Origin of the sequence: Aquimarina gracilis (assembly GCF_035285365.1) — a bacterium.
Lineage (GTDB): Bacteria > Bacteroidota > Bacteroidia > Flavobacteriales > Flavobacteriaceae > Aquimarina > Aquimarina gracilis.
On the sequence record NZ_JAYKLX010000002.1, the window covers coordinates 177,317 to 193,770 of the forward strand.

The window sequence follows — 16,454 nt, forward strand, 5'->3', positions numbered from 1 at the left end:
TTAATCAAGAAATCTTATTGTACAATTAAAATTCCCCAAACTTAAAATTTATTCTTAACATAATATAAAATCGGAAGCAAAAGGAATATTTATTATGCTATAACGGTATTTGAAAAAATTATTTTATTTATCGGTTTTATTGTCCATTTATAGAGACCATTAGAGTCAAACAGCACATAATTTAGAAAGAGGTTGAATGTGTTGTTAAAACCTATTTATTACATCATTTTCAATTGTGAGTCTTCGAGTCTCAAATAAACTTCTGCTCCATATTCAAGGTTTTCAATTTTAGGAAGTATTAATTCCAGAGTAGTTGCAAGTTGCTTGTGCTCTTGTTTGGTAGCTGGGTCTGGCATATAAACCAACCCAAAATAGCTCTTATCTCCAAAAATTAACTCTATGTCAAAAAAATAAAAATTTTCTGGCGATATATATTTTGACCAATTTATATTCTTAAAGAAAAATTTAGGAGTTTTAATGCTATACGTATATGGTGAAATATCAACATTAAGCGTTCCCATAAAATAAGAACTGAGATCTAACCCTCTTTGCCTAAAGTGCTCCGATTGTGTACTTATAGTTCCTTTTGAATATCGCTCATCGTTATTTCTTCCAGATGCAGCTCCATAGCCCGGAATTACTTTGGCTTTTACCTCCATATGTTCCTAAATAAGTAAAGAAATCTTACTTATCATTCAAATCTCCAACTTGATCTTTGCTTACTCCTTGGGGAACATCAACATTAGACGAATCATCATCAAAACTTTCCATGGTATCGGCTAGGCGTTTACTAATTTTAACCAGATAAATCGTATCATCGGTTTTCACTTCAACAGCCTCGATAGCTTCATTATGATGGTTTTTAAAAGATATGATGTCTTTATCGGCATAACCATCGGGAAATTTTTCTACAAGAAGGTTTAAAATGTCCTTGTTTAATTTTTTGTAGTCAACAATTACTCTTCTCATGGGTTTGCAGGTTTAGGTTAGTTAAGTATATTGTAGCAAAAAGCACATAATAATTACTTTATTTCACAAACCTTGGGGTACGACTATCAAATTTACCCCAAGTAATTTTCTTGTTGGGTGTAATAGCATAATATCATCAGTTATGCTACTACAAGTCTAATTAAAAAAAATGAAACTTTTAAAAAATTGGCTTTAAAAAATTGATTATTTTTTCAGTTTTTTACTTGTTAAAAATCTCAAACTTTTAGTGGTTTACTAACTAATTCTCAAAACTTTTTAAGACATTTATATTCAATCAAAAAGTGATTCTTAATTTCATTCTCACTTTTTAGAAATGCGACTGCATGAAGTTTCACATCAAAAAGAACGGTTTACTTTATATTTCACTGGGTATTTTAGTTTTTTTTTCGTTTTTCCTATATGTTTTTACTTTAGAAACCTATAACGGGATTGAATCCTTTTCGGTCTATATTCGTCAACGGTTTGGAAGATTTTATCTGTGGCTCGGATTAGTATGTGTTTTACTGCTTGTCGTTATGGCGTTTTCAAAATGGGGAAAACGAAAATTAGGAAAACCTGAAGATCAACCTCAATTTTCCAGGCTAGCTTGGATATCTATGTTGTACAGTGCCGGTATGGGAGCAGGAATATTGTTAAGAGCTGTGCAAGAGCCTGTGTATATGATGAACAACCCGCCTATTGATAATCAAACAGACTCGGGTACCGTTGCCTTAGAATATACTTTTTATCAATGGGGATTTACCGCATGGGCATTTTATGCGGTGTTTGCTATTACCATAGGGTATTATCTTTTTGTCCAATCCAAAAAAGTACTATCCAGTAGTGCTTTTTCTTCAATAGAAAAATTAATTACCTCAGAAAGACCCAGGGCAGTCATTTTTGCCAGTATTGATATTCTGGCTATCCTTACTACTGTTTTTGGATTGGTCGCTGCCATTGGACTAGGTACCACTCAAATTGAAGGTGGGCTAGCCCATTTATTGAAAGAAGATTTTGGCCTCAAAGGAACCATACTTGTTTTATTGCTGATCTCGAGTTTGGCTTTTATATCTGTTTTCAGAGGAGTTAACAAAGGCATCAAAATCATCTCTACCTGGAACATCTATATCACAATTGGACTTTTGTTTTTTGTCTTTTTGCAAAGTGACATTATTGCGGTAACAAGTCAATTTGGAGTATCACTTTTCTATTATGTAATTGACTTTATTCCTTTGAGTCTGGCTTATGGGCAATACAATCCCGGAGAAGCTTTCCTTACCGATTGGACCTATTATTATTGGGCATTTTGGCTAGCCTGGGCTCCTTTTACCGGAATATTTATAGCCCGCATCTCTAAAGGAAGAACATTGCGCGAAGTTATTTTAGGAGTCCTACTTGTTCCTTCTTTGGGAACCTTTTTCTGGTTTACAACCTTTGGACAATCAGCCTTTACCATAATTGAGAATATTGGAAGCTACCAAGGCCAATTTGACAATGTGTTTAGTTCGATTTTTGTATTTTTTGAAAACTATCCTTTCCAGGGGTTTATAAATACATTAACTATCTTGTTATTGATTAGTTTTCTGGTAACTTCATTAGATTCAGCTATTTTTGTCCTTAGTATGTTTACCGATAACGGAAAACAAGACCCTTCAAAAAAACATAGGTTATTATGGAGTATTATTCTACTTATCTTCTCAATTGGAATCATTCTGCTGGGTAATGTAAAAGCAGGTATTAACGTATTAATTGCTATGCAAAAGTTACTCATTATTACCTCACTCCCTTTTTCACTACTTATGGTACTCATGATTGTTTTGTTTATTCGTGATTTTAGAAAAAGACAAGAAATCAATGCGAACTAATAATATTATATTTTAGACGTTATCTAGTCGATATTATGATTATGATCAAAAAATTGTTTCAAAAGAAATGGGTAAAATTGGGGGTGCTCTTTTTTGCTAGCATTATTCTACTGTTTTTTTGTTTTTACGGAAGTATTTATTTTGGTTTTTTCGGGAAATTACCTACCAAAGAAGAACTGAGTTCATTAAAACAGGCAGAAGCTACTCAAATCCTGGATAAAGATGACCATTTAATTGGCAAATACTACATCTACGACAGGCAACCCATTACCTATGAAGATCTTCCAAAACACCTTATAGATGCTCTTATAGCTACCGAAGATATACGTTTTTATGAGCACGATGGTGTAGATAACACTAGCCTTTTGCGAGTGTTTTTTAAAACCATTTTATTGCGAGATAAATCCTCTGGAGGCGGAAGCACAATTACTTTACAGCTTGCCAAAAACCTATTTGGCAGGAAAAAATATAAAATATTTAGCACGGTTATCAATAAGTTAAAAGAATCTTTTATAGCCAAAAGAATGGAGGATATCTATTCAAAAAAAGATATCCTTACTCTTTATTTTAATACCGTTCCTTTTCCGGATAATACTTATGGTATTGAAAGTGCTTCTCAAAAATTCTTCAACAAACCAACACATAAACTTACTTTATCTGAAGCCGCTACTCTTATTGGTTCTTTAAAAGCCAATCACAGTTATAATCCTAGGCTTTTTCCAGAAAGAAGTCAATTACGCAGAGATGTAGTGCTTAATCAAATGGTTAAATATGAATATATAGGTTCTACAAAGGCCGATCAAACCATGAACAAATCCATAGAGTTAGATTATCAATATTTTAATCATGATATGGGGTTGGCTCCTTACTTTAGAGAAGCTGTAAAAAAAGAGCTGATAAAAATTCTTGAAAAATATAAAAAACCAGATAGTAGTGCTTATGACATTTACAAAGACGGTTTAAAAATTTATACCACGCTGGATTCTAAAATGCAATCCTTGGCAGAAGAAGCCATGAAAGAACATATGCAGGCTTTGCAAAAAGAATATGAAACTTCTTATGGTACTGATTCTCCATGGAAAAATAATAAAGATATCATTACGGCCGCGGTCAAAAATCTTAATGCTTACAAAAATTTAAAAGAACAAGGGATAACAGAAACACAAATTGAAGATTCCCTTTCTAGAAAAAAGGACATCGAGCTGTTTAAATGGGAAGGTAACGAAACCACAAAATTATCCTCTATTGATAGCTTACAACATTACCTCAAATTCTTAAATACCGGTATGATTGCCATAGATCCTTTTACAGGTGCAGTTAAAACATATCTGGGAGGTATTGATTATCGCTATTTTAAATACGATCATGTTTCACAAAGTAAAAGGCAAGTAGGATCTACTTTTAAACCCTTTGTTTATACTACTGCTATTGAAAGTGGAATGAAACCATGCACTTATTTTTCGACAAAAGAAATTACATATACCAATTTAAACAATTGGACTCCAAAAAATGCCAGCGTAGAAGAAGATCCACACCTTAATTTCACTATAGAAAAGGCCCTGAGCAATTCTGTAAATACTATTGCTGTAAAAGTTCTCAATGAAGTTGGTATTCCTAAAGTCATAGATATGGTTAAGAAATTGGGGATAACAGATTCTCTGTCATATGAACCTGCCATGGCCTTGGGTACCGATGGCATTAAAATAAAAGAGTTGGCCGGTGCTTATGCCAGTTATGTTAATGAAGGAAAAAGTGTGAGACCCTATTACATTTCAAAAATTGAAGATAAAAATGGAAATCTAATTGCTTCTTTCGAACCAGAAGTTTCAGATATTCCTGCCTATAGCAATTATACAAAAGAAGTTCTTTTGGAAATGATGAAATCTACTGTAGAAGAAGGCACGGCTAGTAGATTGAGAACTACCTACAAGTTAGAAAATGATATCGCCGGGAAAACGGGAACTACCCAGGATAATAAAGACGGATGGTTTATTGGCATCACACCCAATCTTGTTACTGTAACCTGGGTGGGAAATGATAATTACAATATTGGCTTTAAAACAACTGCGATGGGTCAGGGCGCAAATACCGCTTTGCCAATTTTTGCAAAATTATTTCAAAGATTAAATCAAGATTCAAGTTTTGATATGATTACCAAAAGTAAATTTGAAAAACCTTCAGATGAAGTTCTTAAGGATCTCGATTGTAAACCAGAAAAAAGAGATAACCTCTTTAAAAGAATCTTCGGAAAAAAGAAGAAAAAGAAAAAGTTTGGAAAGCGACAATAAGTAAAACCTACAAATACTTTCATCTTAACCTTTTCATTAACAAACCAATAAGCATTTTATAACATACAGTTAGCAGGAGTAAAATGGAATTATAATTAACTTGTGCGTATTAACTAAAACAATATATTATGCTTAAAAAACTTAAAACCTTAGGATCAAAATTAGGAAGATCAGAACAACAACTTATTAATGGTGGAGGATTATCTAGGAATCCATTTTGCCATCCGGCTCAATGTACAGTCGCCCAAGATTGTATTGATAGATTTCCCGGAGAACCGCCAGAACTTTGGTCCTGTGTTAACTCATGTTGCCAACAATTCTAAAAAAAATGCGGATTTCGATCCACCTCTTCTTTTAAAAACCCATTAATTGTATAATAATAGATGGTGAATACACTCTAAATCGTATTTTCAAGCAGTTCCATATTTTTCTATAAGATATCCATGCAATTTATAAGCTCCCAATCCTAATAAAATTCCAATAGCCATACCGGTAATAATATCTCCAGGATAATGAACTCCCACATAGATCCTACTATAACTTACGACTATTGACCATACAACCATAAAAGGAAAGATATACTTCAGTTTATTTTGCAGTGTCAAACCAGTAAAGAAAGCCAAGGCCATCGAACTTGCTGCGTGGGCAGAAAAATAACCATGACGACCACATCTTTCAGCAATAAATCTTGTAAACTCTGCCACCCCCTCTGCTCGGCAGGGTCTTGGTCTCATAAAAAGTACATTTTTGAATAGATTTGATAATTGGTCTGAAGCTGCGATAAGGGCAGCAACTACTACGAGAGTAATTATTGTACCTCGTATTCCAAAATACTTATAGAAAAAATACAGTAATACCAGGTACAAAGGTATTTGATACAATTTTTCGGTCATAAACAACCAAAATCCATCCCAAGTAGATGTTCCGAGGTTATTAAGAAATAAAAAAAGTTCTTTGTCTAACTGTACGATTTCTTCCATAGGTGGGTTACATGTTTTATTCGTCGTAACGTTCTATCTCCCTGTCATAAAAGTCATTTGCAGCCTGAAAAAGATTTTCGGCCTCTTCCATTAATTCTTTCTCGTCACTTTTATCAAACTCTTCAAGCCATTCTACCTCATCGTTTTCCAGATTAATAATAAATCTAGGGAACTCGGTATGTATTACAAAGATGGCTTCTGGGTAATCGGTATTATCGCCTAATAAAAATTTAGGAAAGCTCATAAATGATTGCTTTAAAATTAAATCCCGTCAAAGGTACTATCTTTTATAGCAAAATACATAAAAAACTCTAACTACTGGATCTTAATCTCTACTCGATTATTCGATTCTGGGTCAAGATCAGATCCTTTGGTAACTATAGGAGTCGTATCGCCAGCGGCTACAATTTCAATAAGAGATTCGTCTACTCCCTTTTCGATCATATATTGTTTCACATTTATAGCTCTCGTGGCAGACATGATTTCGTTTTCAAAAGCAGAACCAGCATCATCGGCATGACCTATAATTTTTACAGTATTCACTTTAAATATGGTTACGTATTGAATATATGAATCCAAAGCTTTTTGAATTTCTGTATAGGCCTCACTCTCTCCCACAAGGAATTCAATAGGAGAAAAATCTAGTGCCATATTACACACCTGGCCTGTTACCAAGTTTTTTGGGTTTCTCATTTCCATCAACAATACATCATCAACAAAATAGTATCCAGTATCATACTTTCCTCCTTTTACTGATTTCCCTCTTGGGTTTTCTGAGAAGTAACCCAATGAGATATATTTCTCTGTTCCTTTTGCTCTATAAACGCCACAAACTTTTACCCAACCCTTGGTATCGCATACCATTTTTGAAGATTCAATATGAAGCGGAAGCTTAGAAGTTAATGTAATTTTTGGATCTCTGGCGCTAAAATAAGCTCCAATAGAAGATGTACAAGAGTTTGACACTCCTTCGCCCAGAGACACATACATGTGATAGTAATAATATTTACCTGTGCCAAGCGGGCGTTTTAATTTTGCAGTTACTCCTTCTTTATAAGCTCCACCAGCAATATACATTCCTACTTTTCCTTCTCCTGTTCTAGGTTCTTGTGTCCCGAATTGCTTCAAAAAATTAGGAGATCTATGAATAAATCTTATCAATTCTAATTGTGGATGATACGCATCTGGAGAATTAATAGAAGCTTTCCAGTCTCTCATAATTCCAAAATTCTGCATTTCCATATCCATACGTTTCAGCGTCATATTTACCGATTCAAAGCTTGGATTCGGAATAAGGTTTTGGGCTCTACTGTGTTCGAAGTCTTGAGCTTTACCGCTTTGCGTGGTTAATAACGTAAAAGCAATAAGCAGTAAACAAAATTTAGAATTTGGGACTCTCATTTTTGTATTATTGGTTTTTTTGGAAAGATAGTTAATTATTCGTTAATACCAAATAAACGCATTAAGTCTATAAAACGTATTTCTCTCCATGTTTTTATACAAAACTTGATTCATTTTGGATCAAGTTTTTTGTTAACTTATTGAATCTGAAATACAATAACAATGCCGAAGTTGTAAGCCCGGCTAAAAGCCCAATCCAGATTCCAGAACTTTTATACTCTGTATACAATCCCAAATAATAGCTTATAGGAAACCCTACCACCCAATATGCCACAAAAGTGATGAATGTAGGTATTTTTACATCCTGAAGTCCTCGTAAAGCACCTAAAACTGTTACCTGAATAGCATCTGATATTTGAAACAATGCCGCGATTATCAAAAGTTTGGCTGCAATCGCAATCACCTCGTTATTATCAACTAAATTTTGTACATCATCTACATCCAAATAAATTTTAGGAAGTAGCGTATTACAAACAATAAAAATCAATGCAAAAACTGTGGCTATTAAAAATGCCAGTAAAAAAATAGAAATTGCAATTCTTCTTAATTCTGAAAACTGCTGCAATCCCTTTTGGTTACCGACTCTTACCATAGCAGCTACGCTTAGCCCCATTGCTACCATAAAGGTCATTGAAGAGAGGTTTAATGCTATTTGATTTGCCGCCTGGGGATTTTTACCCAAAATACCCGACAGCCAAATTGCTGCTGTAAAAATAGCAACCTCAAAAAACATTTGTAATGCCGACGGAAAGCCCAGAGCTAATATCTTTTTTATCATTTTATTCTCAAGCACAAAGAATTCAATTTTGGTAACATAGGCCGTAGATTTTTCTTTCCGCTTCAAAAAGCCCCATAACAAGATAGTCATAATAAACCTTGAAGCCAATGTTCCAACAGCTGCACCAACAATTCCCATTTGAGGGAAACCAAATTTTCCGAAAATCAACAAGTAATTCAGGATAACATTTACAACATTGGCTACCAATGTTGCATACATAGGGTATCGTGTCATAGACAAACCATCTGAAAATTGTTTCAAGGCCTGGAAACTAATTAATGGTATTAAAGAAAAAGCAACCAGATCTAAATAAGGCAATGCTAATTCTACCACCTCATCGGGTTGTTTCATTAAATACATTAGGGGTTTTGCCAGAAGTATTAAAAGAAACAATACTACGCCCAAGGAAGTACACAAAAACAATCCATGTTTGTATGCCGATTTTCCGTTTGCAAAGTTATTTTCGCCATCAGCCTCAGCTACCAAAGGGGTAATTGCAGTAGAAAATCCAATCCCCAAGGACATGGCAATAAACATAAAGCTATTCCCCAAAGATACTGCAGCAAGTTCTGCAGTTCCCAATTGCCCTACCATAATATTATCTACAAGGGCTACAAGGGTATGCCCGATCATCCCCATCATTACAGGAGCCGCTAATTGTAAATTATAGTTAAATTCTTTGGTGTATTGCTGCAGCATTGGTTGGTTTTGAACACGCAAAGGTATTAGAACAGAAATAAACTCAAATATTCTTATCGTATATTTAACGTTCTTTAATGAAAATCTATGAGAGAAACACAATTTTCTAACGCAGAAATTAAGAAAAGAAAAAATACTCGTATCTATCTTATTGTTTGCAGTATTATTTTTGGGATGCTCATTTTACCCTCGTTGCCTATGATCATGATGTCGGCCATGATGTTTGACAGTCCAGGATCCACAGAAAGTACTACCACCTGGGTTATTTTTTGGAGCATGATTGCCTACCCTTTTGTAACGGTACTGACAATTATTACTGCCTGGATATTGTATGCCCGAAAATTAAATCTACCGGCAATTATCACAGCAAGCTTACCTATGTTGAATATCATTATAGGAATCTTGGCGGTAGTTTATTTATCTATTTTTTGTGATGGGCAGTTTTCTTGCTGAATAATTAGATCAAATTACCGGCATCAACCCTATACCCAGCATCCTTTAATATTTTGGCTATTTTTAATGACTCTTGCCCAAGATCAATATATTTTTCATTTATTACACCATTCAAGTCCGAAGGAAACTCGATTTCACCTTTTAAAAGAGCACAAGTTCTGTTCCTTCCTAGAAGACCAAACAAATATCCATGCTCAAAAATTACATTTTGACGTGCTCGAGGACCGGGTATATCTCCTTTAAGTCCTCCAATATCATCTGGTGTATACAGTATAAAACCAAAACCTACATTATTAATATCTCTTTCCAGTTTTTCTATTATAGTGAGACCAGTATTAGGTTCTTTATCCAAGACAATAGGGTGAAAATCGAGTTTTTTAAGAATGTTAACTAATTTATCTCTTTCGTAATGATCTCTACCATGTACAATAAAGATATTCCTGGAATTCTCTGATACAGGCTCTTTATCCAAAACTTCAAAAATTTGCTCACAAAACAAATCGGGTGTCGTATTTAAATCCTCGGTAAATAATGTGTCATTTTCTTGAATATATTTGTAATTAGCTGGTCTTTGTTTCCATGTTTCTGTTGCCAAGCAATCAATTTGTCCAGACACAAAAACCGGCAAATTAGCTAGAATCGCTTTTTGAATACAATCAGATGTTCCTTTTCCACCTCCAATAGCAATTAAGGCTTCCACTTGCTGAATTATATATGTTCTTTCTTCTTGCCACCATTTTAACTTACCAAACTTATGCACTGTGCCTAGTTTTGGAATTTTATCGGTTCTATCGGGTAATAAAAACAACACCCTTTCCTTAATCAATTCTTGCTTACCATCTAGCTCTTTAGAAATCTCATGTGCTATTAAACTGTCGCAATCTCGATTAGAAGTTAAGACTATGGTATGTCTTGAATGTGCTACTTTTTTTGCCAAGTATTTACAATATTCTTCAACTAGCAATTTATTTTCTGGCAAGTCTCTTTTTTGTTTCCACCCACCTTGAAACAGTATCTTCATAAACTTAGTTATTTCGAATTTTCAACATCTCTTCATTTCATAATCAGTACAATTAGAAGATAATAAAAATTACTTCACCCCATACGTATCAAAAAGATACATAAGGCTAGTCATAGTGGCAGCACCCAGTTCGAGTTCACGTTTGTTTACAGCATCAAACGTATCGTTCTTGGCATGATGATAATCAAAATAGCGTTGCGAATCTGGTCGTAGTCCTGCCAATACAATGCCTTCTTTTTTCAGCGGACCAATATCAGCTCCGCTTCCACCTTTTGCGAAATAGTGTACCAAATAGGGTTCAAACAGGGATTTCCAGCTTTGTACCTGTTCAAAATTTGCATCATCGCAATCAAATGAGAATCCGCGTGGCGTAAATCCTCCAGCATCACTTTCTAGCGCAAACACATGGTTTTCACCTTTATTTTTGGCTACTTTGGCATATTTTTTACCTCCTCTTAATCCATTTTCCTCATTCATAAACAAAACCACACGTATTGATCGTTTTGGTTTGTATCCTATTTCTTTGAATAACCTAAGCACCTCCATAGATTGTACTACTCCTGCTCCATCATCATGCGAACCATCACCCAAATCCCAAGAATCAAGGTGCCCGCCTACGACCATATACTCATTTGGGAATTCACTACCTGTGATCTCTCCTATCACATTAAAAGACTCTACATCTTTCCAGGTGCGGCAATTCATATTCATATGAAATTTGATCTTTGGATTAAGTTTCAGCATTGAACTCAACAAGTTGGCTCCATTAGTACTAATTGCAGCTGCCGGAATTTTATCATTATTTGTCAAATCCCCATAACTCATTGATCCAGTATGTGGATAATCATCCAGGCGCAAATTCATTGATCTTACAATGACACCAATGGCTCCAAATTTTGCTGCTTCGGCAGCGCCAGAATAACGTTGATCGACACAACCGCCATAGGCTTTAAAGGTCTCAATTAAATCGGCCTGCATTGGTCGATTAAAAAATACAATCTTACCTTCTACCTTATCATATCCCAATTCCCTAAGGTCTTCAAAAGTTTTTACTTCAATAATTGGAGCTTTTATTCCTCCTATAGGGGTAGGAATAGACCCTCCTAACGCACAAATAGGAACATTGGTTGTCTTACCGGGCTCGGTCTCGATATAAGCAAATTCTGTAACTCCCCGAGTCCATTTGGGCACCATTACCGATTGTAGCCAAACTTTGTCAATACCTAATGCTTTCAATTCTTTTTCTCCCCACTCGACTGCTTTTTGTGCATTTATTGAACCAGAAAGTCGGCCACCAATTTGATTGGATAAGTAATCTAACCATTCATAACTTTTTCCATTAAGCAATGAAGTATCATATATCTTCTTAATAATTGTAGAATCCTCTTTACTATTATTCTGAGCAAAGCTATTGATTGATAGAATTGCGAATAGGATTGGGATAATTTTTTTTATCATAGCGTTGTTATATCCTTTATTCATTTTCTAATTGCTGCTTGTATAGATGAAGGTTTGCTTTAGTCTTTTCATCCAACTCGGGCTCTTGTATATCATTATATTTTTTTAATGTATCGTATAATGTTTTTGCAACAATGTATCTAGCCGTAGGTTTGTCATCTGCGGGAATTACATACCAAGGTGCATGTGACAAAGAGGTTCTGTTAATAGCATCCTGATAACATTCCTGGTACTTATTCCAAAGTTTACGTTCTTTAAGATCTCCTGACGAAAACTTCCAGTTTTTCTCCTTCTTTTCAAGTCTGCGTAGTAGTCTGTTTTTCTGCTCTTCTTTTGATAAATGCAAATAAAACTTATATATCAAGGTTCCGTTTTGTGCGATATGCTTCTCAAAATTTCTAATTTGCTCAAATCTAGAATCCCAAAATTCGTCATTTATATCATCTACAGAATCGATGTGAGGTATATTTTCGTTCATAATATATTCTGGATGTACTCGAGTTACCAAAACATTTTCATAATGTGTACGGTTAAAGACCCCAAACTTACCTCGCTGTGGCAAGGCTATGTAGTGTCTCCATAAATAATCGTGTCCAAGCTCTAATTCGGTTGGCACTTTAAAACTATGAACAATAATACCTCTTGTATTAAAGTCTTTAAACACCTCTCTTATCAAACTGTCTTTTCCAGATGTATCCATTCCCTGCAGACAGACCAGAACGGCATACTTACCATGAGCATAAAGCGTATCTTGTAACTCCCCTAGTTTTTCTCGTATTTCTTCAAGTTCTTTTTCTATCTTTTTCTTGCTTTCATCGAGATTATAAGTAGTTGAGATTTCTGATAATTTTATAGGGTCAGAAACTTTAAAATCTTCGTGATTTATAGTATTCATAGTATCATTTATTATATCCCGAAAGATACTAAAGTTTTATTTTGGGTAGAAGACCTGATTTTATTTTATGTAAAAAATTCTACCTAGCATTGAAATCATAGCTAAACCCTACAAGGAAAGTATCGTATCGTCTTCCTAAGCTTTTTACGTTAAGTTCTGCAAAAATATGCACAGGAATTGATATCTGGTGTAAAGCACGAATTTTTATTTGAGCGCCGTGATTAAAGTTTCCTGTTCTAAAACCCAAAAAAGCATCGTCTTCTATTGCTTCAAATTCATCAGAATCATTACCCATATATCCAATTCCGGCGGTTATAGTAGTAGGATACCAGTTGAACATAATTAGGTTTACACCGAGGGCCAGTTCATTAAACCCTTCATAGTTCTCATCGGCTCCAATGGCAAAAGTTCTATTATATTCTCCCATAAAAGTAGTATAGCAGTTGAATGCATATTCTACTCTTGCTCCCAAAGCAATTTCATTACTCAAGCCAAAGCTTTTTGAAGCTATTAATCCATAATTTGTTGCGCTTGGATCATATTGAGACGAAACATCATAGGTACCGTGCCATATGATGATCAATAATAGAATTCTCTTCATTACCTGGGGCATATCCATTCTTTGTCGAAAAACCATGCTACTGCTTACTTTGCAGCAAAAAGTTTAACATCTTCCTCACTTACTTCTTTTCCCCCCAGAATAATTAATCGTTCTACAACATTACGTAGTTCTCTTATATTACCTGTCCAGTCATATTGCTGAAGTTGTTTAACCGCTTTTGAAGAAAACTTTTTTGCAGGTGATCCTTGTTCACTGGCAATTTTCTGGGTAAAATAGTCAACAAGTAAAGGTATGTCTTCTCTTCTATCATTAAGTGCGGGTACTTTTACAAGAATTACAGCCAATCGGTGATATAAATCTTCTCTAAATTTATTATCCGCAATTTCTTTTTTCAGATCTTTATTGGTAGCCGCAACTACTCTTACATTCACCTTGATATCTTTATCACTTCCTACTCGTTGTATTTTGTTTTCCTGTAAAGCACGCAACACTTTTGCCTGAGCCGAAAGACTCATGTCTCCAATTTCATCTAGAAAAATGGTCCCCCCATTGGCGGCTTCAAATTTACCGGCTCGATCTTTATTTGCAGAAGTAAAAGCTCCTTTCACATGTCCAAAAAGTTCGCTTTCTATTAATTCTCCCGGAATTGCTGCACAATTTACTTCTATCATTGGACCCGCAGAGCGGTCACTTTTTTGATGTATCCAATGTGCCACCAATTCTTTACCTGTTCCATTGGGTCCTGTAATTAAAACCCTGGCATCAGTAGCGGCAACTTTTTCAATAATATCTTTGATATCTGAAATGGCTTTGGATTCGCCAATCATATCGTAGTTTTTGGAAACTTTTTTCTTAAGTCTTTTATTTTCTACAACCAACTCTTTACGATCTAAAGCATTGCGCACAGTATTGAGTAAACGATTGAGGTCTGGTGGTTTTGAAATATAATCAAAAGCTCCTAAGCGCATTGTATTAACCGCTGTATCAAGATCTCCATGGCCAGAGATCATTACAATTGGTATTTCTGGTTTAATTTTTTTTACTGCTTCCAGCACTTCAACACCATCCATTTTTGGCATTTTGATATCGCACAAAATCAAATCATAATCATCGCTTTTTATCATATCAATACCTGATAACCCATCCTCGGCTTCAGATACTTCATATTTATCATTTTCTTCTGATAAAATCTTAACCAGCACTCTTCGAATTGCTGCTTCGTCTTCAATTACTAATATTTTTGCCATTATATTTTCAGTTTAATCCCGCTACGAAGATAAAAGGTATTCGCGTCATTAATTGACAATACGTTTTCCTGATTACTGTCTCGTAAACGAATTTCATTACTTAATGTATATCCTGCATATGTATAGAACAATAAGTGTTCCGTAAAATAATATTCGTACCCTAATGCCCCTATAACATTTAACATCGATGCATTTTCGGCAATTTTCGCTACTCCATTTTCATCTACAAAAGTCCTGTTATTCTGTAAATTACCATAAAATCGATCTAAGCCGATAAAGGCCTGTAGTGTATTTTTTTCGTTAAAGAAATATTTAATATTTGATTTTGGAGTCCCTATTGAATAGGACCAACTAGGATGAAACCTTTCGAAATAATTAATAATTGGAAGCGGAAAATTGATACTTGCCGGAAGTGTATAACGTAATCCAACAATCAATCGAGCGGTTTTTGGGGCTTGTTTGTTTTTATAACTTTTCACAAAAAACAAAGATCCCGAATATCTAAAATCATCACCTTCAATACCTGATGCTTCAAAGTTTGAAGAGATACCTGCTCCTAGTTTGGCTCCAAATCGCCAATTATTTTTCATTTTGTAGGTATACCCAACTTCAAGTCCTATGGTATGAAAAGCATTCAAATCCCCTCCTTCATCAAACGGTAACCTATCTTGAATATCGAGATTATTGTATCGATACTGAGGTGTGATCACAAAATACGTTCCTTTATCATCCATCTTGATAGGATAATTTAAAGAAACTCTGAAACGACTATATACATTATCACTATCGGATTGTGGAATATAGGAATATTCTACCCTCATTAAATCAGTATCCTGAGATCTGATATTACAAAAGAAAGTAAGGAAAGTACATAAAAAGAATAAGTCCTTCTTTCTCATGATAGGGGCGTATATGTTGTATATTTTCTGATATGCTGAAACTTTATTCTTTCAAAATGGTAACCTCTCGTTGCGGGAAAGGAATACTTATATTGTGTTCTCTAAACAAACGGTCTATCTCAAAACGTATTTCACTTTTGGGAATAGCCCCTTGAAAACTGTCATTTATTGTAAATACTAATTTAAAATTTAATGAGCTATCTGCAAAATCTGTAAAAAGAACCAAAGGTTTTGGGTGTTTAAGAACATTATCATTGGATAAAGCGGCTTTAATGAGTAATTCTTTTACCAATTGTGTATCACTACCATAAGCTACCCCAACGGCTACAGACTCTCGAGTTAATGTTCCGTTTTGGGTCCAGTTATATAAGGACGATGTCATGTATTTATGATTAGGTATAATTAATACCTTATTATCGATAGTTACAGCTCTCGTAGTTCTCAATTTTATTTCTTCTACGCGACCCACTTTATCCTCTATCTCGATAATATCACCAACATGTACTGTTTTATCAACAAAAATAAAAATCCCAGACAGTATATCTTGAATGAACGTTTGTAATGCAAGTCCAACACCTACTAGCAGCGCTGCAGATGCGGCAAATATTGCTGTGATGTTGAAACCTATGCCATCTAATGCACCAAAAATTACTATGATGTATATAAAATATTTTAAAAATGAAAATACAGATTCAAATTTTAGTTTGTCTTCATTTCTAAGTTTTCTGGTAATTATTCTTTTAAAAACCTTTAATAAAAATGAAGTAACAAAAAGGATAAAAATTACAAAAAGCAACAAACCAACAGTAAGCACTATTGGATGTTCTTCACCAAAATGAAAAATCTCATAGCCCAAAAAGTCTTTAATGGCGCCCCAAATATCCTTTTGCACTACATCCTTGAGTTGCTCTGTAATTTCAGGTTCTTCTTGAATCATTG

At 34.6% G+C, this 16,454-nt stretch carries 17 protein-coding genes; 4 read left to right on the plus strand and 13 right to left on the minus strand.

What is annotated here, in order from left to right; genetic code table 11:
• Positions 1-218 precede the first annotated feature (218 nt).
• Together U6A24_RS03710 and U6A24_RS03715 are read right to left on the minus strand one after the other, a co-directional pair.
• On the minus strand, positions 219-659 hold the full coding sequence (locus U6A24_RS03710; RefSeq protein ID WP_324178593.1) for a hypothetical protein: 441 nt from the start codon (positions 657-659) through the stop codon (positions 219-221).
• A 25-nt stretch (positions 660-684) separates the two neighbouring features.
• On the minus strand, positions 685-969 hold the full coding sequence (locus U6A24_RS03715; RefSeq protein ID WP_324178594.1) for a hypothetical protein: 285 nt from the start codon (positions 967-969) through the stop codon (positions 685-687).
• A gap of 344 nt (positions 970-1,313) precedes the next feature.
• Between U6A24_RS03715 and U6A24_RS03720 the strand changes: the two genes are divergently transcribed.
• From U6A24_RS03720 to U6A24_RS03730, 3 genes are all read left to right on the plus strand, one after another.
• Entirely contained in the window at positions 1,314-2,834 is a 1,521-nt protein-coding gene (locus tag U6A24_RS03720) for a BCCT family transporter (protein WP_324178595.1), read from the plus strand.
• A 41-nt stretch (positions 2,835-2,875) separates the two neighbouring features.
• Entirely contained in the window at positions 2,876-5,122 is a 2,247-nt protein-coding gene (locus tag U6A24_RS03725; protein WP_324178596.1) for a transglycosylase domain-containing protein, read from the plus strand.
• A gap of 128 nt (positions 5,123-5,250) precedes the next feature.
• The gene (locus tag U6A24_RS03730) at positions 5,251-5,445 is read left to right on the plus strand and encodes a hypothetical protein (RefSeq protein ID WP_324178597.1); all 195 of its coding nucleotides are present in this window, start codon (positions 5,251-5,253) and stop codon (positions 5,443-5,445) included.
• Between the two features lie 87 nt (positions 5,446-5,532).
• Here U6A24_RS03730 and U6A24_RS03735 read toward each other — a convergent pair whose 3' ends face one another.
• The 4 genes from U6A24_RS03735 to U6A24_RS03750 all read right to left on the minus strand — a co-directional run bounded on the left by U6A24_RS03735 (position 5,533) and on the right by U6A24_RS03750 (position 8,980).
• Positions 5,533-6,102, minus strand: a complete 570-nt coding sequence (locus U6A24_RS03735) for a phosphatase PAP2 family protein (RefSeq protein WP_324178598.1) — start codon at positions 6,100-6,102, stop codon at positions 5,533-5,535.
• 16 nt (positions 6,103-6,118) lie between these two features.
• Positions 6,119-6,346: a hypothetical protein gene (locus tag U6A24_RS03740; RefSeq protein WP_324178599.1), complete on the minus strand. Its 228-nt coding sequence runs from the start codon at positions 6,344-6,346 to the stop codon at positions 6,119-6,121.
• A gap of 71 nt (positions 6,347-6,417) precedes the next feature.
• The gene (locus U6A24_RS03745) at positions 6,418-7,503 is read right to left on the minus strand and encodes an OmpA family protein (RefSeq protein ID WP_324178600.1); all 1,086 of its coding nucleotides are present in this window, start codon (positions 7,501-7,503) and stop codon (positions 6,418-6,420) included.
• 94 nt (positions 7,504-7,597) lie between these two features.
• Positions 7,598-8,980 (minus strand): MATE family efflux transporter, encoded by a 1,383-nt coding sequence (locus U6A24_RS03750; protein ID WP_324178601.1) that lies wholly within the window; start codon positions 8,978-8,980, stop codon positions 7,598-7,600.
• An 87-nt stretch (positions 8,981-9,067) separates the two neighbouring features.
• Between U6A24_RS03750 and U6A24_RS03755 the strand changes: the two genes are divergently transcribed.
• Positions 9,068-9,433, plus strand: coding sequence for a hypothetical protein (locus tag U6A24_RS03755; RefSeq protein WP_324178602.1), 366 nt, complete (start codon positions 9,068-9,070; stop codon positions 9,431-9,433).
• A gap of 4 nt (positions 9,434-9,437) precedes the next feature.
• On the opposite strand, the gene U6A24_RS03760 is transcribed toward U6A24_RS03755, so the two are convergent.
• From U6A24_RS03760 to U6A24_RS03790, 7 genes are all read right to left on the minus strand, one after another.
• The gene (locus U6A24_RS03760; RefSeq protein ID WP_324178603.1) at positions 9,438-10,454 is read right to left on the minus strand and encodes a nucleotide-binding protein; all 1,017 of its coding nucleotides are present in this window, start codon (positions 10,452-10,454) and stop codon (positions 9,438-9,440) included.
• A 69-nt stretch (positions 10,455-10,523) separates the two neighbouring features.
• Positions 10,524-11,912, minus strand: coding sequence for a M20/M25/M40 family metallo-hydrolase (locus tag U6A24_RS03765; protein ID WP_407654004.1), 1,389 nt, complete (start codon positions 11,910-11,912; stop codon positions 10,524-10,526).
• Positions 11,913-11,928: 16 nt separating this feature from the next.
• Positions 11,929-12,807 (minus strand): PPK2 family polyphosphate kinase, encoded by an 879-nt coding sequence (locus U6A24_RS03770; protein ID WP_324178604.1) that lies wholly within the window; start codon positions 12,805-12,807, stop codon positions 11,929-11,931.
• A gap of 79 nt (positions 12,808-12,886) precedes the next feature.
• Positions 12,887-13,444 (minus strand): hypothetical protein, encoded by a 558-nt coding sequence (locus tag U6A24_RS03775; RefSeq protein WP_324178605.1) that lies wholly within the window; start codon positions 13,442-13,444, stop codon positions 12,887-12,889.
• A gap of 8 nt (positions 13,445-13,452) precedes the next feature.
• On the minus strand, positions 13,453-14,616 hold the full coding sequence (locus U6A24_RS03780) for a sigma-54-dependent transcriptional regulator (RefSeq protein ID WP_324178606.1): 1,164 nt from the start codon (positions 14,614-14,616) through the stop codon (positions 13,453-13,455).
• Positions 14,616-15,515, minus strand: coding sequence for a DUF6268 family outer membrane beta-barrel protein (locus U6A24_RS03785; RefSeq protein ID WP_324178607.1), 900 nt, complete (start codon positions 15,513-15,515; stop codon positions 14,616-14,618). The genes U6A24_RS03780 and U6A24_RS03785 overlap by 1 nt, the downstream gene beginning before the upstream one ends.
• Positions 15,516-15,558: 43 nt before the next feature.
• Positions 15,559-16,452 (minus strand): mechanosensitive ion channel family protein, encoded by an 894-nt coding sequence (locus U6A24_RS03790; protein WP_324178608.1) that lies wholly within the window; start codon positions 16,450-16,452, stop codon positions 15,559-15,561.
• Positions 16,453-16,454: the final 2 nt, after the last annotated feature.